The sequence below is a fragment of the Streptomyces sp. NPDC008001 genome (assembly GCF_042958085.1).
Classification (GTDB): Bacteria; Actinomycetota; Actinomycetes; order Streptomycetales; family Streptomycetaceae; genus Streptomyces.
Genome location: NZ_JBIBIZ010000009.1, coordinates 40,964 through 59,912 on the forward strand (window position 1 = coordinate 40,964; position 18,949 = coordinate 59,912).

Below are 18,949 nucleotides of genomic sequence, written 5' to 3' on the forward strand. Positions count from 1 at the left end.
TTGACGCACCGGCGCGTCACGCGCCCAGGATCTCCTTCAGCGCCGCGTCCAGCTCCAGCCGCTCCGGCTCCGACCCCGGCGCCACCACCCGCAGCGTCCGCTCCAGCCACGCCGACACCGCCGGCGCCGGGGCCTCCAGCAGCGCCGCGCCGTCCGGCGACGACAGCGCCAGGCGCACCACGCTGCGCCCGTCCGTCCGCGTCGGCCACACCCGTACGTCCCCGCTGCCGCACGGCCGGAACACCCCCTCCACCAGCAGCTCGCGCGCGAACGTCCAGTGCACGGGGGCGTCCGACGTGACGTGGAAGACGATGTGCACCGCGTACGGGTCGGCCGTCCGGTAGCTCAGCCGCGACGGCACGGGGATGCTGCGCTCGGGCGACAGCACCAGGTCGATCTCCAGCTCTCTTTCCACCACGGTGTGCATGAAGTGCGCCCTCTCTGCTCTGCTTCCGTCGGTCCGTGGCCCCTCGCGAACGGGCCCGCACCGACAGAGAGCGCATCGACCACCCCGCCATTACGCGACTTCGGCGGACCGGTGGTGCCCACCCGGTCCGTACCCCTTCCGCGGCCGGCCCGGTGCCCGGCACCGGCCCGCCGGTCGCACGTGTGAGTGGTCCCGCCCGCGGGACGGCCGCAGAGTGGAGAGCCGTCTGGTAGACCTGTGTGCAGCGCGCCCGGTTGCCTTTTGTGCATAGAGGTCATGAGGTACGGGAGCGGCGCGCCCCACGTCGCTCGAGTGCGGCAGACTGCTTGTCGTCGCCCGCCCCACCGAGCACCGACACCGCAGTACGGCCGAGCAGATACGGGACATCGGAGACCATGAGCGCCCCTTCCTCAGGATCCGCCGACAACAGCCCCGCGCAAGGGTTCTATCCGGACCCGTCGATTCCTGGCTATATCCGTTACTGGAGCGGCACCGCCTGGGTGCCCGGCACGAGCCGGCCCGCGCCCGCCGAGGGGGAGCCGATGCCCGCGCCGCCCGCCGGCGCCCCCAAGCCCCAGGCGCCCGCGCTCGCGTCGCCCGTGCCGCCGACCCCGCGCCACCCCGGCCCCGGCCGGCAGCCCGCACAGCGCCCCGACGAGACGGGCCCGATGTTCCTCGACGAGGAGCCGGCCCTGCGCGACGCCCGCTCGGAGGAGACCCCCGCCTGGCGCGCGGAGCCCGCCCGCCAGGAGGGCTTCGGCGGCGAGCAGGACCAGCGCGTCTCCTGGGGCGACGGCCCCGGCGCCGGCCCGGGCGGGGCGATGCCCGGGCCCCGCGACCCGCGCATCGCCCCGCCCGCGGGCGTCGGCCCGGCCCGCTCCGAGCCGCGCCGCCCCGAGCCGCAGCCCGCCGGCGAGCCCGCGCCAGTAGGCCGCGCCGAGAGCAATGTCCCCGCCGTCCGGCCGGGCGGCACGATGCAGCTGCGCACGTCCGGTAAGCCCCTCCCGTCGTCCGCCGCCCCCGGCTGGCCGGACGCCCGCGCCGAGGAGGCGCAGGCCCAGCCGCCCGCCGGGCCGCAGTCCCTGCCGCCGGAGCGCCAGGCGCTGCCCGCCGTGGCCCCGGCGGCCGCGCTGCCGGCTCCCGCCCGGCCCGCTCCGGCCGCCCTGCCCGAGCGGCAGGAGCCCCGTCAGCCGGAGCCCGGTCAGCCGGAATCCCGCCGGCCGGAAGCGCGCCGGCCCGAGCCCCTTCCGCAGCAGCCCCGTGCGCAGGAGCTGCCCCGCACCGCGGAGCAGGCCCGGCCCGCGGCCGGCGGCTGGGCCCAGCAGGTGCAGCAGCTGGCCAAGCAGCAGCCCCCGGCCTCCTCGTCCGCCGCCCCTGCCGCCTCCTCCGAGGTGGCCGCGCCGTGGAAGCCCGTGAAGGACGACCCGTTCCTGCGGGCCGCGCAGGAGCAGGGCCGCCCCGCGCCGCTGGGCCGCCGGCTCGTCGCCCGCCTGGTCGACTCCGCCGTGCTGGGGGCCGTCGTCAGCGCCGTGGCCGTGCCGCTGTGGGCCAAGGCCGTCGACCACATCGACACCAAGGTCGAGCAGGCGAAGCAGTCCGGCGAGACGGTCACGGTCTGGCTGCTCGACGGCACGACCGGCACGTACCTGGCCATCGTGGTGGGCGTCCTGCTCGTCGCCGGCGTGGTCCTGGAGGCGCTGCCGACCGCCAAGTGGGGACGCACGCTGGGTAAGCGGCTGTGCGGGACCCGCGTCCTGGACATCGAGTCGCACGACACCCCGCGCTTCGGCGCTGCGCTGCGCCGCTGGCTGGTGTACGGGGGGCTCGGCGTGCTGGGCATCGGGGTGATCGGCGCGCTGTGGTGCGTCTTCGACCGGCCGTGGCGGCAGTGCTGGCACGACAAGGCGGCGCGCACGTTCGTGGCGGCCGGGAAGCGCTGACCCGAACGGCACACCGGCGGATGCGGTGTGCCGCACCCTGCGTTCTACTCGGGCCATGAGCACCGAGCCTCCGCCGCCGGCCCCCGACAACGACCCGCTCCGGAAACGGCCCGAGGAGCCGCCCCCGCCGGGGTCCCAGCCCCCTCCAAAGCCGCCGCCACCGCCCACGCCCCCGCCCCCGCCCCCGTCAGGGCCCCCGCCGGGGCCCGGGGGCGGCGGTGCGTACGGCGGCGGGCCGTACGGTGGCGATCCGTACGGCGGTGGTGGCCCGTACGGCGGCGGGCCCGGGAACCCCTACGGGGACCAGTTCGGCGCCGCCGACCCGCTCGCGGGCATGCCCCCGCTCGCGAACCGCTTCAAGCGGCTGGTCGCCCGCATCATCGACTCGCTGCTGGTGTCGATCCCGGTCACGGTCGTCTTCAAGGCCGCGATGTGGGACTGGGATCCGGCGAACTGGAACGACGGCCGGTCCACGAGCCTCGGCATCATCATCGCCGTCGTCTACTTCGTCTATGAGGGGCTGATGCTCACCAGACGGGGTCAGACCGTCGGCAAGATGGCGATGAGCATCCGGGTGGCGATGCTGGAGAACGGCGCGATCCCCGAGGGTGGCCCGGGCTGGACGCGCGCCGCCGTGTACAGCCTGCCGCAGGTGGTGCCCTGCTGCGGCTTCCTCTTCTGGCTGGTCAACGTGCTCTGGTGCACCTGGGACATGCCCTATCACCAGTGCGTCCACGACAAGGCGGCGAAGACGGTGGTGGTCTCCGCCGTGCATTGAGGGTCAGCGGTGCCGGTGGGCGGTCAACCGTGCAGGGAGTGCTCGCTCAGCCGCGACTCGGTGGGCAGGGACGTGTGTTGCCGTGGTACCCGGGGCCTGCGGGAGCCGGCGCGCGGTGCCGGGAAGGCAACGGCGACGAACAGGCCGAGTGCGAGCGCGGCGACGGCGATGACCGCGATCCCGATCCCCGAGCGCGTCTGCGACAGCAGCAGCATGGCGAGGGTCGAGAAGACGATGGTGGCCGATCCGTAGGTTATCTGTGCAGGGGTCGGACGCGGCATGGCGGGATCCGTCCTCGGAGCAAAGGTGTGGGGTGCGGAGCCGGCTGGTGCACGGGGAGCCACCCCCGGCGGCGACCGGGGGCAAAGGTGTACACCAAAACGACTCTACGGTCCTGTCTGCCCGAGCGGAACTGCTGGTAAGCGTGACCTAACACACGGTGCCGGAGCACGGGGGGCGCACGGAGTCATCCGCCGGTCCAAGAGGCGAGATGAGCGCGCCCGTTGCTGTCCGAAATCCGCAACATAAAAGCCGGATAACGTACTTGCTCTTCCGTCGCTAGTCAAGATCTGTCTTTTCGAGCGTCACTCCGGTCAAATACCTCCACAGTTCTTACTGGGGAGGACATTCACAAGTGAACAGCAGCCAACGGAGGCTCGCCAGATCCGCCGCCGTGGCCACGGTCGTCGCGCTCGGCGCGGCGGCCCTGACCGCGGGGACCACGGCCGGGATCGCCCAGGCGGCCACCACTGCCGACACGCCGTCGAGCATCGAGCGCCACGACCCGGAGCAGGCCGGGAAGGGCGTCGAGCACGACCTCAAGGGCCCGTACAGCAAGAAGAACGAGGCGCAGCGCAAGGCTGCCCTCGACAAGGTCATATCCGGCGACGCCCGCGCCGAGCAGCGCGGTGCGTCGAAGGTCGTCCAGCTCGGCAAGGGGAAGTACGTCGAGCTGGCCCGGGAGAAGACCGACAAGATCTTCACGATCCTCGTGGACTTCGGCGACAAGGTCGACGACACCACGATGTACGACCCGGACGGGCCGGACGGGCCCAAGCCGCCCGTCAAGAAGTACGGCGGCCAGCCGGGCCCGGCGCACAACCAGATCAAGCAGCCGGACCGCAAGAACGACAACAGCACGGCCTGGCAGAAGGACTACGACCGCCAGCACTACCAGGACCTGTACTTCTCGCACGACAAGGACAAGGAGTCCCTGGCGAAGTACTACGAGAAGCAGTCCTCGGGCCGCTACTCGGTCGACGGCCAGGTCACCGACTGGGTCAGGGTTCCCTGGAACGAGGCCCGTTACGGCTCCAACTACTGCGGCTCCACCAACTGCCCCAGCGCCTGGGACCTGGTGCGCGACGGCGTCAACCAGTGGGTGAAGGACCAGAAGGCGGCCGGGCGCAGCGACGCCGACATCAAGTCGACCCTCGCCCAGTACGACCAGTGGGACCGCAACGACTACAACCACAACGGCAACTTCAACGAGCCGGACGGTTACATCGACCACTTCCAGATCGTCCACGCCGGCGAGGACGAGTCCGCCGGCGGCGGTGCGCAGAAGACCGACGCGATCTGGGCGCACCGCTGGTACGCGTACGGCTCGGACGCCGGCAAGACCGGCCCCGCCGCCAACAAGGCGGGCGGCACGCAGATCGGTGACACCGGCTTCTGGGTCGGCGACTACACGATGCAGCCGGAGAACGGCGGCCTCGGCGTCTTCGCCCACGAGTACGGTCACGACCTGGGCCTGCCGGATGAGTACGACACCACCGGCACCGGTGAGTCCTCCGTCGCCTACTGGTCGCTGATGTCCTCCGGTTCCTGGCTGGGCCGCGGCAAGGACACCATCGGTGACCTGCCCGGCGACATGAGCGCCTGGGACAAGCTGCAGCTGGGCTGGCTCAACTACGACAAGGCGAAGGCGGCGACCCGGTCGACGCACAAGCTGGGCGTGGCCGAGTACAACACCAAGGACAAGCAGGCGCTCGTCGTCAACCTGCCCGACAAGGCGGTCAAGACCGACGTCGTCAAGCCCGCCGAGGGCAGCAAGCAGTGGTGGGGCGGTCAGGCCGACGACCTGAAGAACACCCTGACCCGCCCGGTCGACCTCACTGGCAAGTCCAAGGCGAGCCTGGACCTTTCGGGCTGGTGGGACATCGAGGCCAACTACGACTACCTCTACACCGAGGTGTCCACCGACGGCGGCGCCAACTGGGTGCCCGTCGACGGCACGGCCGACGGCAAGGCCATCACGCGCGACGGCGGCGACAAGCCCGCCCTGACCGGCCAGTCCGGCGCGTACAAGAAGCTGTCGTACCCGCTCGACGCGTACGCCGGCAAGAAGTTCGACCTGCGCTTCCGCTACACCACGGACGGCGGCACCACCGGCAAGGGCTTCACGGCCGACGCCATCAGCCTCACCGCCGACGGCGCGACCCTCTTCACCGACGGTGCCGAGGGCGACGACAACGGCTGGACGGCGAAGGGCTTCTCGCGCATCGGCGAGTCCTTCACCAAGGACTACCCGCAGTACTACATCGCCGAGAACCGCCAGTACGTCTCGTACGACACGACCCTCAAGGCCGGTCCGTACAACTTCGGCTGGAAGAAGGACCGTCCGGGCTGGGTGGAGCACTACCCGTACCAGAACGGTCTCCTGATCTGGAAGTGGGACACCTCGCAGGCCGACAACAACGTCGGCGTGCACCCGGGTACCGGCCGCATCCTGCCGGTCGACGCGCACCCGCAGATCGAGAAGTGGGCCGACGGCTCGGTCATGCGCAACCGCTTCCAGGCGTACGACTCGCCCTTCAGCTGGTTCCCGAGCGACGGCTACACCGTCCACCAGGACGGCGTCGCGGCCCGTGTGAAGGCCAAGCTCGGTACGCCGGTCTTCGACGACCACAAGGGCACGTACTGGAGCAAGGACAACCCGACCGGCGGTGTGCAGGTTACTGACACCAACACCCGGATCAAGATCCTCTGGGAGGCGCCCAGCGGCTCCTCGATGACCGTCCAGGTGGGTCCGTCGGGTAAGTAACCCCCGCACGATCTGCATTTGTGCAGGTCAGAGCGGTATCGGCCGTCGCCCTCTAGCGGGCGGCGGCCGATCGCGTTTAGATGACTGCCGTGACGCTGTTATTGACACCCCGGCCCGGGGAGAGGTGACGCGGGCATGGCAGGCGGTGGTTTCTGCAAGCTGCCGGGCGGCAGTGTGGTCGTCGCGCTGTACCTTCCGGGGCCGCCCGGCGGCGGTGCGACGCCGGGTGCGCGGGTGCGGGTGCTGGTGCACGCCGCGAACCGGGCGCGTGCCCTGACGCGCCTGCGGAACCTCGGCCTCCGGGCCGTCTACCTGCGGGGCAATACGGAGCCGCCCACGCCGGACGAGATAACCGCGGTCCTCCACCACCCGGACGGCCTGGTCTGGCGCGCGGCGCCGGACGACGACACGGAATCGTGGCACCCGATAAGGATGCTGCTGCGCGGGGCGCCCGCGGCCTAGCCCGGCGGTGCCGGGCCCCGCCCGGCCGTCACGTCACCCGGTCGCCACCACCGGCTTGCCGCTGAGCTCGATGCCCGCCGCCCGCATCTCCTCCAGCGCCTTCTCCGTCGTCCCCGGCGCGACCCCGGCCGTCAGGTCGAGCAGGACGTGGGTCGAGAAGCCTTCCCGCGCCGCGTCCAGCGCGGTGGCGCGGACGCAGTGGTCCGTGGCGATGCCGACCACGTCGACCTCCGTGACGCCCCGCTCGCGGAGCCAGTCCGCCAGGGGCACCCCGTTCTCGTCGGTGCCCTCGAAACCGCTGTAGGCGGCCGCGTGGGCCCCCTTGTCGAAGACGGCGTCTATCGCGCCGGAGGCGACGACCGGGGCGAAGTTCGGGTGGAAGCCGGAGCCCTCCGTGCCGGCGACACAGTGCGGCGGCCAGCTGGTCTCGTAGTCCGGGTGGGGGGAGAAGTGCGCGCCGGGGTCTATGTGGTGGTCGCGGGTGGCGACGACGTGCCGGTAGCCGGCCGTGGCCTCGCCGACGAGGTCGGTGATGGCCGCGGCCACGTCCGCTCCGCCCGCCACCGCGAGGCTGCCGCCCTCACAGAAGTCGTTCTGCACGTCGACGATGATCAGTGCACGCTGCATAGTGCGGATCCTTTGCGGAAGGGCCCCTCGGCCGGCAGTGCGGATCCCGGCTGTACGGATCGTCTCTCTGTGACCGAGGGTAGTGACTTCCGTTGCCCAATGGGAGAGGGACCCGGAGCGGGGGGAGGCCCCGCCCGGGCGCACGGGACGGCACGGGGCCGCGCGGGGCCTGTCAGAGGTGTGCTGCGGTGTTCTGCGGGGCGTCAGAGGTATTCGGTGGGCAGGACGGGCTCGCCGCGCGAGAGCTGGGTCGCCGAGAGCGGGAGCGCCGCCCGGGCCGCGGCGTGCCGGTCCCGCGCGGCGTCCAGGGGCTCGCGGGCGACGACCTCGCCGCCGCGGACGAGCTCCACCAGCAGCTGCCGGTCGGCCAGCTCCGGCGGTACCGGCCCGGTGCCCACGACCTCGGCCTCGGCCACTCCGGCCGCGTCGGGCCGGCGCGCCGCCCACTTGCGGCCGCCGACGGAGGCCTTGCCGCCCATCGACTTCTTGGCGACGGGCCGCAGCGGGGCGTCCGGGCCGGCCTCGTCCGCGCGGGCGACGAGCTTGTAGACCATGGAGCAGGTGGGGTGCCCGCTGCCGGTCACCAGCTGGGTGCCGACCCCGTAGGCGTCGACGGGGGCCGCGGCGAGCGAGGCGATGGCGTACTCGTCGAGGTCGCTGGTGACGACGATCTTCGTCTTGGTGGCCCCCAGGTCGTCGAGCTGCTGCCGCACCCGGTGCGCGAGCAGCAGCAGGTCGCCGGAGTCGATGCGGACGGCGCCGAGCTCCGGGCCCGCGATCTCCACGGCCGTCCGGACGGCCTCGGCGACGTCGTAGGTGTCCACGAGCAGGGTCGTGCCCCCGCCGAGCGAGTCGACCTGGGCGGTGAAGGCGTCGCGCTCGCTGTCGTGCAGCAGCGTGAAGGCGTGCGCACTGGTGCCGACGGTCGGGATGCTGTACCGGAAGCCGGCCGCCAGGTCGGAGGTGGAGGCGAAGCCGCCCACGTACGCGGCGCGGGCGGCGGCGACGGCCGCCAGCTCGTGGGTGCGCCGGGCGCCCATCTCGATCAGCGGGCGCCCGCCGGCGGCGACGGCCATCCGGGAGGCCGCGGCGGCGACGGCCGAGTCGTGGTTGAGGATCGAGAGGATCACGGTCTCCAGCAGCACCGCCTCGGCGAAGGTGCCCTCGACGCGCAGGATCGGCGAGCCGGGGAAGTAGACCTCGCCCTCGGGGTAGCCCAGGATGTCCCCGCGGAAGCGGTAGCCGGCGAGCCAGGCGAGCGTCGGCTCGTCCACGATCTTCTGGGCCGCGAGGAAGTCCAGCACTCCGCCGTCGAAGCGGAAGTTCTCCACGGCGTCCAGGACCCGGCCGGTGCCTCCCACGACGCCGTAGCGGCGCCCCTCGGGCAGCCGGCGGGTGAAGACCTCGAAGACCGAGCGCCGGTCGGCGGTGCCGGAGCGCAGCGCCGCCTGCAGCATCGTGAGTTCGTACCGGTCGGTGAAGAGGGCCGTCGACGGAACGTCCACCGGCAGCCTCAAGTCCGCAGCGTTCATGGAACGAGATGCTACCCCCAATACTCGTCACTTTGACGATTTCTATGCCGTGACGCCCGGCACCCCCGGCCGTCCGGTCGACGCGCGGCCCGGAGGCACCCCCCTTTGTGCATCGCACGGCCCCGAGTGGCAGCATGGGAAACGTGAGTGTTGCACCGGTCGAGATCGAACGCCCCGAGTCGAGCGAGGCCCCGTACGCGGTGGCCGAGCCCGACGTCCCCTGGGTCACCCTGGTGCACAACGACCCCGTCAACCTCATGAGTTATGTGACGTATGTCTTCCAGGCGTACTTCGGCTACTCCAAGGACAAGGCCCACAAGCTGATGCTCGACGTCCATCACAAGGGGCGCGCCACCGTCTCCAGCGGCAGCCGCGAGGAGATGGAGCGCGACGTGCAGGCGATGCACGGCTACGGGCTGTGGGCGACGCTGTCGCAGGACCGTTGATGGCCGGCCACTTCGAGCCGCTGTCCGGCGGCGGGGCCGCCGTGGCCCTGGACGAGGTCGAGGTCTCCATCCTGCGCAGCCTGGCCGTCCAGCTGCTGGAGCTGATCGGGCCCGGCGAGGACGCCTCCGGCCCCGACGGCGCCGACCCGCTCGCGCGGCTCTTCGCCGAGGGCCCCAGCGAGCCGCCGTCCGACCCCGCGCTGGCCCGGCTCTTCCCCGACGCCTATGGCGACCCGGGCACCGAGCAGGACCCGCGGGAGCGCGCGTACGCCGCCGAGTTCCGCCGCTACACCGAGAACGACCTGCGCGACCGCAAGCGCGAGGACGCCCTCGCGGTCGTCCGCTCGCTGGACTCGCTCGGCGCGGCCGGGGACGAGGCCGCCGTGCTGCGGCTCGCGCCCGAGGACGGCCGCCGCTGGCTGGGTGCGCTCAACGATCTCCGGCTGGCCATCGGCGCGCGGCTGGAAATCACCCATGAGGACGACAGCGAGGCCCTGCTCCGGCTGGCGGACGACGATCCGCGCAAGCCGATGGTGATGGCCTATCTCTGGCTGGGCGGACTGCAAGAATCGCTGGTAGATGCACTGATGGGCTGATCGATCGACGACATCCGGGCGTCCGCTCAGGGAAGCATCAAGTCCGGATAACGATCGGATCACCGTAGTGGCGGCTATTAACTAGCCTTTCCCCTATTGTCCGCATTTCTTTGTGGTGTGCGTCACGAGAGCATCGTCCTTCTTCAGACGATCTACCGGCCACTCGTGATACATCTTGCCGACCTGCCTCCGTGACGCCACCCATGTTCACGGCGGGAGCGCTGAGCCGGCCGACCGTCGGCACTCGCAGGACTCCATCCGGGGGGATCGGAACCCGATCCGGAGCAACCGGATCGGTATGGAGAAAGGCGCACCACCATGACCTCTGAGCAGGTCGCGGCCCGCACCGCGGACGCAGTCGCGGAACCGGGTCACAAGGGAAGCGGCAAGACGGCTTCCGAGGGTTACGAGCGGGGACTCGGTAACCGGCAGATTCAGATGATCGCCATTGGTGGCGCCATCGGCACCGGCCTCTTCCTCGGCGCGGGGAAGGCCATATCGAAGGCCGGCCCGAGCCTGATCCTGGCTTATGCAATCGCCGGTCTGGTCATCTTCTTCATCATGCGAGCGCTCGGCGAGCTGCTCATGTACCGCCCGGTGTCGGGCTCCTTCTCGGACTACGCCCGGGAGTTCCTCGGCCCCTTCTGGGGCTATGTGACCGGATGGACGTACTGGCTCTTCTGGGTCGTCACCGGAATCGTCGAGGTCACCGCAGCGGCCTCCTATGTGCAGTACTGGAACAAGTCGATCCCGCAATGGGTCGCCGCACTGGTCTTCACCGTCGTCCTCTACTTCGCCAACCTGATCTCCGTGAAGCTCTTCGGTGAGCTGGAGTTCTGGTTCTCCATGGTCAAGGTCACCGCCATCATCGGCATGATCCTGATCGGCATCGGCGTGCTGACCATCGGCTTCTCCGACGCCGGTGACACCGCCACCGTCACCAACCTCTGGAACGACGGCGGCTTCTTCCCGCACGGCATCGGCAACACCCTGATGACCCTGCAGATCGTCATGTTCGCCTTCCTCGCCGTCGAGCTCGTCGGCGTCACCGCGGGCGAGGCGAAGGACCCGGAGAAGACGCTCCCCAAGGCGATCAACACCGTGCCGTGGCGCATCGCCGTCTTCTACATCGGCGCGCTGATCATCATCCTGGCCGTGGTCCCGTGGGGCGAGTTCATGCCCGGCGTGAGCCCGTTCGTGGCCGCCTTCCAGAAGATCGGCCTGCCCGCCGGCGCCGGCATCGTCAACTTCGTCGTCCTCACCGCGGCGCTGTCCTCCTGCAACTCGGGCATGTACTCCACCGGCCGCATGCTGCGCGACCTGTCGCTCAACGGCCAGGGCCCGAAGTTCTTCGGCCAGCTCACCAAGCGCGGCCTGCCGCTGCGCGGCACCACCTTCTCCGCCGCGCTGATGCTGGTCGGCGTCGTGATCAACTACGAGTGGCCGGGCAAGGCGTTCGACTACGTCGTCTCCTTCGCGACCATCTCCGGCATGTGGGCCTGGATCGTGATCCTCGTCGCCCAGCTGCGCTACCGCCGCAAGGCCGACCGCGGCGAGCTCCCGCAGTCCGCGTTCCGCGCCCCCGGCGCGCCGTGGACCAGCCTCTTCGCCCTCGCCTTCATCCTCATGGTGATCGTGATGATGGGCATCGACAAGGACGCGCGGATCTCGCTGTACTGCGCCCCGGTCTGGGCGCTGATCATGTGGGTGTCCTACCGCGTCCTGAAGTCCCGCAACCCGCAGGCCTTCGAGCGCAAGGACTACAGCCGGGCCGTCGAGCCCGCCGAGCCCGTCGAGGCCGGCCAGGCCGCCTGAGGCTCCGCCCCCGGCACCTGAAAGGCCGGTTGTCCGGCATCCGGGCCCTCCCGTACCACTCCTCGGTACGGGAGGGCCCGTCCCTTTACCCGGGCGAACACCGCGTGCCTATCCTGGGCCGCATGCTGACCATCACGCAGGACCTGTACGACCGGATCGTCGCGCACGCCCGCGCCGACCACCCCGACGAGGCCTGCGGCGTGATCGCCGGCCCGGCCGGCAGCGACCGCCCCGAGCGGTTCATCCCCATGCTCAACGCGGCCCGGTCGCCCACGTTCTACGAGTTCGACTCGGCGGACCTGCTCAAGCTCTACCGCGAGATGGACGACCGCGACGAGGAGCCCGTGGTCATCTACCACTCGCACACGGCCACCGAGGCCTACCCCTCCCGCACGGACATCTCGTACGCCAACGAGCCCGCCGCCCACTACGTGCTCGTCTCCACCGCCGACACCGACGGCGAGGGCCCCTTCCAGTTCCGCTCGTTCCGCATAGTGGACGGCCAGGTCACGGAAGAGGATGTCACCGTGGTCCCCGGCGCCTGAGCTCCGGCCCTCCCGCGGCCCGCGCTGTCCGCATGCCGGTACGAACCTCCGGCGGCCGCACAGGGAATCGATACGATCGCCCCAGGTGTCCCACCCGCACGCCGACAGGAGCCACATCATGGCCATCGAGGTCCGTATCCCGACCATCCTCCGCACCTACACCGACGGGGCGAAGGCCGTCGAAGGCAACGGCGCCACCCTCGACGAGCTCTTCAAGGACCTCGACAGCCGCCACACGGGCATCCGCGAGCGCCTGGTCGACGAGTCCGGCGAGCTGCGCCGCTTCGTCAACGTCTACCTCAACGACGAGGACGTCCGCTTCCTCGCCGGCATCGGCACCGAGCTCGGCGACGGCGACAGCGTCACCATCCTCCCGGCGGTCGCCGGCGGAGCGGCCTGAGAAGCCGAGGGCCGAGAGCCGAGAAGGCAAGAAGGCGAGAAGCCCGCTCATGCGCTACGACAGCCACCTGGCCTCGGTCGGCAACACCCCGCTGGTGCGGCTGCCCAGGCTCTCCCCCTCCGAGTCGGTCCGGGTCTGGGCCAAGCTGGAGGACCGCAACCCCACCGGCTCGGTCAAGGACCGCCCCGCCCTGCACATGATCGAGCAGGCGGAGCGGTCCGGGCGGCTCACCCCGGGCTGCACCATCCTGGAGCCCACCTCCGGCAACACCGGCATCTCGCTCGCCATGGCCGCCCGCCTCAAGGGCTACCGCATCGTGTGCGTCATGCCGGAGAACACCAGCGAGGAGCGGCGGCAGCTGCTCGCCATGTGGGGCGCGGAGATCATCTCCTCGCCCGCCGCGGGCGGCTCCAACACCGCCGTCCGCGTCGCCAAGGAGCTCGCCGCCGAGCACACCGACTGGGTGATGCTCTACCAGTACGGCAACCCCGACAACGCCGGCGCGCACTACGCCGGCACCGGCCCCGAGATCCTCGCCGACCTCCCGGAGATCACCCACTTCGTCGCCGGCCTCGGCACCACCGGCACCCTCATGGGCGTCGGCCGCTACCTGCGCGAGCACAAGCCCGGCGTGAGCATCGTCGCCGCCGAGCCGCGCTACGACGACCTCGTCTACGGCCTGCGCAACCTCGACGAGGGCTTCGTCCCCGAGCTCTACGACGCCTCCGTCCTCACCACCCGCTTCTCGGTCGGCTCGGAGGACGCGGTCCGCCGCACCCGCGAGCTCCTCACCGAGGAGGGCATCTTCGCGGGCGTCTCCACCGGCGCCGTCCTGCACGCCGCCCTGGGCGTGGCCCGCAAGGCCGAACGGGCGGGGGAGAGCGCCGACATCGCCTTCGTCGTGGCCGACGGCGGCTGGAAATACCTCTCGACGGGCATCTACACCGCCCCCACGACGGAAGCGGCCGTCGAGGCCCTGCACGGCCAGCTCTGGGCATAGCGCCGCCTCCCGCGCGCCGGGCCGCGCGCGTCGGTGCCGGTGGCGGCGGGTTCCCCGGGCCCCGCCGCACCCCCGGCCCGGCCCGGCCGCACGGGGCGCGCCCAGAAGGGTCCGTACCGGTGACTTCAGCCACAACCCCACCTCACGGAGGAGCGGGCGTCCCGTTCGCGCCTTACGCTCGACGGACCGCATGGCCCCCCGTCACGAGTCAACGGAGGTTCAGGCCCGCATGAAGCTCACCGTCGTCGGATGCTCGGGGTCGTTCCCGTCCACGGAATCGGCCTGTTCGAGCTACCTCGTCGAGGCCGACGGCTTCCGGCTGCTCCTCGACATGGGCAACGGTGCCCTCGGCGAGCTGCAGCGCCACATCGGTCTCTACGACCTCGACGCCATCCTGCTCTCGCACCTGCACCCCGACCACTGCATCGACATGTGCGGCTATTTCGTGGCCCGCTACTACCGGCACGACGGCGGCCGCGCCGGTGCCATCCCCGTCTACGGGCCGCGCGACACCGAGCGCCGGCTGGCCACCGCCTACGGGGACGTGCCCGACGAGTCCTGCATGCGCGAGGTGTTCGACTTCCGCACCCTCGCCCCGGGCACCTTTTCCGTGGGTCCCCTGACCGTCCGCACGGACCGGGTGCGCCACCCCGTGGAGGCCTTCGCCTTCCGCGTCGAGCACGACGGCAGGGCCCTCGTCTACTCCGGCGACACCGGCCCCTGCCAGGAGCTGCACGAGCTGGCCGGCGGGGCCGACCTGCTGCTCTGCGAGGCGTCGTTCACCCACGGCAAGGAGGACATCCCGGACCTCCACCTCAACGGCCGGGAGGCCGGCGAGCACGCCGCGCGGGCCGGCGTCGGACGGCTGGTCCTGACCCACATCCCGCCGTGGACCGACCCCCAGGTCAACCTCCGCGACGCCCAGAAGTCCTTCGACGGGCCGGTCGAACTCGCCCGCGCGGGCGCGGTGTACGAACTCTGAGCCCTCGTCCTTTTTGTTTTCCGGAAACGCGCATGCAAAATGCCCCCGAAATCCCATGGATTTCGGGGGCATTTACCTGCAATGTGCAGAGGTTAAGGGGTCAGGCCTTCAATTCGGCCGACTCCTCCGCGGATTCGCGGCCGGGGGTCTTGAGGTCGAACTTCGTGATGGCGAAGCGGAAGACCACATAGTAGATCGCGGCGAAGCACAGGCCCACGAGGACCAGCAGCCACGGCTTCGAGGCGATGCCCAGGTTCAGTGCGAAGTCGATGACGCCGGCCGAGAAGCCGAAGCCGTCCTTCATGCCGAGCGCCCAGGTCAGGGCCATCGAGACACCGGTCAGCACCGCGTGGATCGCGTAGAGCACCGGCGCGACGAACATGAACGTGAACTCGATCGGCTCGGTCACGCCGGTGACGAAGGCGGTGAGCGCGAGGGAGAACATCATGCCGCCGACGACCTTGCGGTTCTCCGGGCGGGCGCAGTGGACGATCGCGAGGCAGGCCGCCGGCAGCGCGAACATCATGATCGGGAAGAAGCCCGTCATGAACTGGCCGGCGTTCGGGTCGCCGGCGAGGAAGCGGGCGATGTCGCCGTTGACGGTGCCCTTGGGGCCGTCGTACGAGCCGGCCTGGAACCACGGGAAGGAGTTCAGCAGGTGGTGCATGCCGACCGGGATCAGACCGCGGTTGGCGACGCCGAAGATGCCCGCGCCCACCGCGCCGGAGCCGACCAGCCACTCGCCGAAGTTGTGCAGACCCGTGCCGAGCACCGGCCAGATGTAGCCGAAGACGACGCCGATGAGCAGACCCGCGAAGGAGGAGAGGATCGGCACCAGGCGGCGGCCGCCGAAGAAGCCCGCCCAGTCGGGCAGCTTGGTGCGGTAGAAGCGCTGGTATATGAGCGCGACCACGAGGCCCATCACGACGCCGCCGAGGACCTTGGCGTCGACGGCCTGCTCCACCATGGCGACCTTGTGGTCGACCACGGCCTCCTTCTTCGGGAGGCTGCCGTCGGTGAAGGTGCCGAGCACCTTGGAGAAGACCAGGTAACCGGCCACGGCGGCCAGGGCCGTCGAGCCGTCCGACTTCTTCGCGTAGCCGATCGCGACACCCACGGCGAACAGCAGCGCCATGTTGTCGAGGATGGCGCCGCCGCCGGCCGACATGAATTCGGCGATCTTGTTGAGGAAGGCCGGGAAGGAGGCCCTGCCCAGCATGTCGTCCTGGCCGAGGCGGACCATCAGCGCGGCGGCGGGGAGCACCGCGACGGGCAGCATCAGGCTGCGGCCGATGCGCTGGGCGATCGCCATGGCGCCGGAGCCGGGCTTCTTCTTCTCCGCCGGAGCCGCGTCCTTCTTCTTCGCGGGCTTGGCCGAGGCCTTCTCCGCGGCCTTCTCCGGGGTCTTCTCGGCGGGCTTGTCCGCGGGCTTGTCCGTGGTCTCGGCCGTGGTCTTCTCGTCCGCGGGCTTCTTCTCCGGCGAAGCGGCGTCGTCAGGCGCCGCCTTTGCCGCCTTGGCGCTCTTACTCATCGGATTCCTCCAGGTGAGGCGGGCGCTCGGGGGAAGGGGGACGGCCCGCTTTTGGTCTACACCACTGAGTGGTTTAGACCATGTTGTAGCACGTGAGTCCGGGATAAAGGAATCCGTGCTTCCCGGTGGCTTCCGACACAGCGGAAAGCCCCCGGGCGAACCGCCCGGGGGCCCGTGACAGGGAGCGATTAGTCCTTCACGTTCCCGCGCTCGATCTCCTCCGCGAGCTCTTCGGGCTCACGCCCCGGAGTCGCCAGGTCGAACTTCGTAATCGCGAACCGGAAAATCACGTAGTAGAGGACGGCGAAGCACAGCCCGATCGGAATGATCAGCCACGGCTTCGTCGCCAGCCCCCAGTTGATCACGTAGTCGATCAGGCCCGCCGAGAAGCTGAACCCGTCGTGCACCCCCAGCGCCCAGCTCACCGCCATCGACACGCCCGTGAGCAGCGCGTGCACCACGTACAGCGCCGGCGCGATGAAGAGGAACGAGTACTCGATCGGCTCCGTGATGCCCGTGACGAACGACGTCAGGCCCACCGACAGCATCATGCCCGCGATCTCCTTGCGCCGGTGCGGCTTCGCACAGTGCGCGATGGCCAGTGCCGCCGCCGGCAGCGCGAACATCATGATCGGGAAGAACCCCGTCGTGAACTGGCCCGCGTGCGGGTCACCCGCCAGGAAGCGGTTGATGTCGCCGTGCACCACCGTGCCGTCCGGCTTCGTGTAGTCGCCGAACTGGAACCACATGAAGGTGTTCAGGAACTGGTGGAGACCCACCACCAGCAGCGCACGGTTCGCGACGCCGAAGACGCCCGCACCCCCCGACCCCAGGTCCGACAGCCACTTGCTGAAGCTCGTCAGCGCGTCACCGACCGGCGGCCACACGAACAGGCAGACCACGGCGAAGAGCAGCGCGACGAATGACATCAGGATCGGCACGAGTCGGCGCCCGTTGAAGAAGCCCAGCCAGTCCACCAGCCGCACCCGGTGGAAGCGCATCCAGAACCACGCGCTCAGCAGACCGATCACGATCCCGCCGAACACCCCCGGATTCTGGAAGCTCGCCGGGGACAGCTGCCCGCCCATCGTGACGCACACCCCGCTCCACAGCCCCGCCCCGCCGAACACCGACTCGCGCGGGCAGTTCTCCGGGAACTGGTGCAGCACGGAGAAGTAGACGAGGAAGGCGACGACCGCGGCCAGGGCCGTCGAGCCGTCCGCCTTCTTCGCCATCCCGATCGCCACGCCCACGCAGAACAGCAGCGGCAGACCGAGCGCCGAGTCCAGCAGCGCGCCGCCCGCGCCCGCGAAGACCTTCGCCACGTCCGTCCAGCCCAGCCCGTCCTTGCCGAAGACGTCCGGCTGGCCGAGCCGGTTCAGGATGCCCGCCGCCGGGAGCACCGCGATCGGCAGCTGGAGGCTGCGGCCCATCTTCTGCAGGTTCGAGAAGAGGACCTGCCAGCGGTCCCGCCATCCGCTCCGGCGCCCTGCCGCCGCGGCGTCCGTGCTCATCTGCGTCCTCCCGGCCGCCGCCCGGGCGGCGGTCCACTCGGTGCTTGCCGCATACTGGTGTAGACCACTCATGCGGGGTGGTGCGTGTCGCCATCATTAGCCGGATGGCGGACCACCGCCCGCATAGTTGGGCTGAACGTGGTTTAGCGTGGGCAAGCCGGTCGGTGGTACCGCCGAAGGGCCGAAACAACCAGGAGTGCACATGGCCAGCAAGGCTGAGAAGATCGTCGCCGGCCTCGGCGGCATCGACAACATCGAGGAGATCGAGGGCTGCATCACCCGTCTCCGCACCGAGGTCGCCGACCCGGAGCTCGTCGACGAGGCCGCCCTCAAGGCCGCCGGTGCCCACGGCGTCGTGAAGATGGGCACCGCCATCCAGGTCGTCATCGGCACCGACGCCGACCCCATCGCCGGCGAGATCGAAGACATGATGTGAGCCACTGAGGCTCCCCCCCGAAGGGCCCCGACCCGGATCCAGTGCGAACCGGAACGGGGCCCTTCGCGCACTCCGCGAGACAGTAGGCTCATCACCATGTCTCGCATCGACGGCCGCACGCCCGACCAGCTCCGCCCCGTGACCATCCAGCGCGGCTGGAGCAAGCACGCCGAAGGATCCGTCCTCATCTCCTTCGGCGACACCAAGGTCTTCTGCACCGCCAGCGTCACCGAGGGCGTCCCCCGCTGGCGCAAGGGCACCGGCGAGGGCTGGGTCACCGCCGAGTACTCGATGCTGCCCCGCTCCACCAACACCCGCGGCGACCGCGAGTCCGTCCGCGGCAAGATCGGCGGCCGCACCCACGAGATCTCCCGCCTCATCGGCCGCTCCCTGCGCGCCGTGATCGACTTCAAGGCCCTCGGCGAGAACACCATCGTCCTCGACTGCGACGTCCTCCAGGCCGACGGCGGCACCCGCACCGCCGCCATCACCGGCGCCTACGTCGCCCTCGCCGACGCCATCACCTGGGCCCAGGGCAAGAAGCTCGTCAAGCACGGCCGCAAGCCGCTCACCGGCACCGTCTCCGCCGTCAGCGTCGGCATCGTCGACGGCGTCCCCCTCCTCGACCTCTGCTACGAGGAGGACGTCCGCGCCGAGACCGACATGAACGTCGTCTGCACCGGCGACGGCCGCTTCGTCGAGGTCCAGGGCACCGCCGAGGCCGAGCCCTTCGCCCGCCACGAGCTCGACGCCCTCCTCGACCTCGCCGTCACCGGCTGCACCGCCCTCGACGCCGCCCAGCGAGAGGCCCTCGCGGCGACGCTGTAAGGCCGGCAGGCAACCACCGGAGGGATCACACGCGTTCCTACGGG

The 18,949-nt window shown here is 70.6% G+C and carries 19 protein-coding genes; 13 read left to right on the top strand and 6 right to left on the bottom strand.

Annotated elements, in window-relative coordinates; translation table 11 throughout:
- Positions 1 to 16 precede the first annotated feature (16 nt).
- Positions 17 to 427 carry an SsgA family sporulation/cell division regulator gene (locus ACFZCD_RS23950; protein ID WP_391834103.1) on the bottom strand — a complete coding sequence of 137 codons (411 nt, stop codon included), beginning with the start codon at positions 425 to 427 and terminating at the stop codon, positions 17 to 19.
- Positions 428 to 822: 395 nt separating this feature from the next.
- Here ACFZCD_RS23950 and ACFZCD_RS23955 point away from each other — a divergent pair, with 395 nt between their 5' ends.
- Both ACFZCD_RS23955 and ACFZCD_RS23960 read left to right on the top strand, forming a co-directional pair.
- Positions 823 to 2,367: an RDD family protein gene (locus tag ACFZCD_RS23955; protein ID WP_391834105.1), complete on the top strand. Its 1,545-nt coding sequence runs from the start codon at positions 823 to 825 to the stop codon at positions 2,365 to 2,367.
- Between the two features lie 55 nt (positions 2,368 to 2,422).
- On the top strand, positions 2,423 to 3,145 hold the full coding sequence (locus ACFZCD_RS23960; protein WP_391834107.1) for an RDD family protein: 723 nt from the start codon (positions 2,423 to 2,425) through the stop codon (positions 3,143 to 3,145).
- Between the two features lie 23 nt (positions 3,146 to 3,168).
- Here ACFZCD_RS23960 and ACFZCD_RS23965 read toward each other — a convergent pair whose 3' ends face one another.
- Complete coding sequence (locus ACFZCD_RS23965; protein WP_391834109.1) at positions 3,169 to 3,426, bottom strand: hypothetical protein; 258 nt, start codon at positions 3,424 to 3,426, stop codon at positions 3,169 to 3,171.
- Between the two features lie 353 nt (positions 3,427 to 3,779).
- On the opposite strand from ACFZCD_RS23965, the gene ACFZCD_RS23970 reads away from it, so the two are divergent.
- Together ACFZCD_RS23970 and ACFZCD_RS23975 are read left to right on the top strand one after the other, a co-directional pair.
- Positions 3,780 to 6,191, top strand: a complete 2,412-nt coding sequence (locus ACFZCD_RS23970; RefSeq protein WP_391834111.1) for an immune inhibitor A domain-containing protein — start codon at positions 3,780 to 3,782, stop codon at positions 6,189 to 6,191.
- A gap of 135 nt (positions 6,192 to 6,326) precedes the next feature.
- Positions 6,327 to 6,653, top strand: a complete 327-nt coding sequence (locus ACFZCD_RS23975; RefSeq protein ID WP_391834113.1) for a hypothetical protein — start codon at positions 6,327 to 6,329, stop codon at positions 6,651 to 6,653.
- Positions 6,654 to 6,686: 33 nt separating this feature from the next.
- On the opposite strand, the gene ACFZCD_RS23980 is transcribed toward ACFZCD_RS23975, so the two are convergent.
- On the bottom strand, positions 6,687 to 7,280 hold the full coding sequence (locus ACFZCD_RS23980) for an isochorismatase family protein (RefSeq protein ID WP_391834115.1): 594 nt from the start codon (positions 7,278 to 7,280) through the stop codon (positions 6,687 to 6,689).
- A gap of 203 nt (positions 7,281 to 7,483) precedes the next feature.
- Positions 7,484 to 8,812 carry a nicotinate phosphoribosyltransferase gene (locus ACFZCD_RS23985; RefSeq protein ID WP_391834117.1) on the bottom strand — a complete coding sequence of 443 codons (1,329 nt, stop codon included), beginning with the start codon at positions 8,810 to 8,812 and terminating at the stop codon, positions 7,484 to 7,486.
- Positions 8,813 to 8,946: 134 nt separating this feature from the next.
- Here ACFZCD_RS23985 and clpS point away from each other — a divergent pair, with 134 nt between their 5' ends.
- The 7 genes from clpS (at position 8,947) to ACFZCD_RS24020 (ending at position 14,596) form a co-directional block, all read left to right on the top strand.
- On the top strand, positions 8,947 to 9,258 hold the full coding sequence (gene clpS, locus ACFZCD_RS23990) for an ATP-dependent Clp protease adapter ClpS (protein ID WP_391834119.1): 312 nt from the start codon (positions 8,947 to 8,949) through the stop codon (positions 9,256 to 9,258).
- On the top strand, positions 9,258 to 9,854 hold the full coding sequence (locus tag ACFZCD_RS23995; protein WP_391834121.1) for a DUF2017 domain-containing protein: 597 nt from the start codon (positions 9,258 to 9,260) through the stop codon (positions 9,852 to 9,854). Before clpS ends, ACFZCD_RS23995 begins: the two co-directional genes overlap by 1 nt.
- Positions 9,855 to 10,172: 318 nt before the next feature.
- A complete protein-coding gene (locus ACFZCD_RS24000; RefSeq protein WP_391834123.1) occupies positions 10,173 to 11,669 on the top strand; it encodes an amino acid permease in 1,497 nt (498 codons plus the stop codon).
- Positions 11,670 to 11,791: 122 nt separating this feature from the next.
- Positions 11,792 to 12,214 carry a Mov34/MPN/PAD-1 family protein gene (locus tag ACFZCD_RS24005; protein ID WP_391834125.1) on the top strand — a complete coding sequence of 141 codons (423 nt, stop codon included), beginning with the start codon at positions 11,792 to 11,794 and terminating at the stop codon, positions 12,212 to 12,214.
- A gap of 118 nt (positions 12,215 to 12,332) precedes the next feature.
- Positions 12,333 to 12,614, top strand: a complete 282-nt coding sequence (locus ACFZCD_RS24010) for a MoaD/ThiS family protein (RefSeq protein WP_391834127.1) — start codon at positions 12,333 to 12,335, stop codon at positions 12,612 to 12,614.
- 49 nt (positions 12,615 to 12,663) lie between these two features.
- Entirely contained in the window at positions 12,664 to 13,614 is a 951-nt protein-coding gene (locus ACFZCD_RS24015; protein WP_391834129.1) for a PLP-dependent cysteine synthase family protein, read from the top strand.
- Positions 13,615 to 13,843: 229 nt separating this feature from the next.
- Positions 13,844 to 14,596, top strand: coding sequence for an MBL fold metallo-hydrolase (locus ACFZCD_RS24020; protein ID WP_391834131.1), 753 nt, complete (start codon positions 13,844 to 13,846; stop codon positions 14,594 to 14,596).
- Positions 14,597 to 14,696: 100 nt separating this feature from the next.
- On the opposite strand, the gene ACFZCD_RS24025 is transcribed toward ACFZCD_RS24020, so the two are convergent.
- Both ACFZCD_RS24025 and ACFZCD_RS24030 read right to left on the bottom strand, forming a co-directional pair.
- Positions 14,697 to 15,908, bottom strand: coding sequence for a PTS transporter subunit EIIC (locus tag ACFZCD_RS24025; protein WP_391834816.1), 1,212 nt, complete (start codon positions 15,906 to 15,908; stop codon positions 14,697 to 14,699).
- 407 nt (positions 15,909 to 16,315) lie between these two features.
- Positions 16,316 to 17,641 (bottom strand): PTS transporter subunit EIIC, encoded by a 1,326-nt coding sequence (locus ACFZCD_RS24030; RefSeq protein WP_391834133.1) that lies wholly within the window; start codon positions 17,639 to 17,641, stop codon positions 16,316 to 16,318.
- A gap of 196 nt (positions 17,642 to 17,837) precedes the next feature.
- Between ACFZCD_RS24030 and ACFZCD_RS24035 the strand changes: the two genes are divergently transcribed.
- On the top strand, positions 17,838 to 18,077 hold the full coding sequence (locus ACFZCD_RS24035) for a glucose PTS transporter subunit EIIB (protein WP_391834135.1): 240 nt from the start codon (positions 17,838 to 17,840) through the stop codon (positions 18,075 to 18,077).
- A gap of 96 nt (positions 18,078 to 18,173) precedes the next feature.
- Entirely contained in the window at positions 18,174 to 18,905 is a 732-nt protein-coding gene (gene rph / locus ACFZCD_RS24040; RefSeq protein WP_391834137.1) for a ribonuclease PH, read from the top strand.
- Positions 18,906 to 18,949 lie beyond the last annotated feature (44 nt).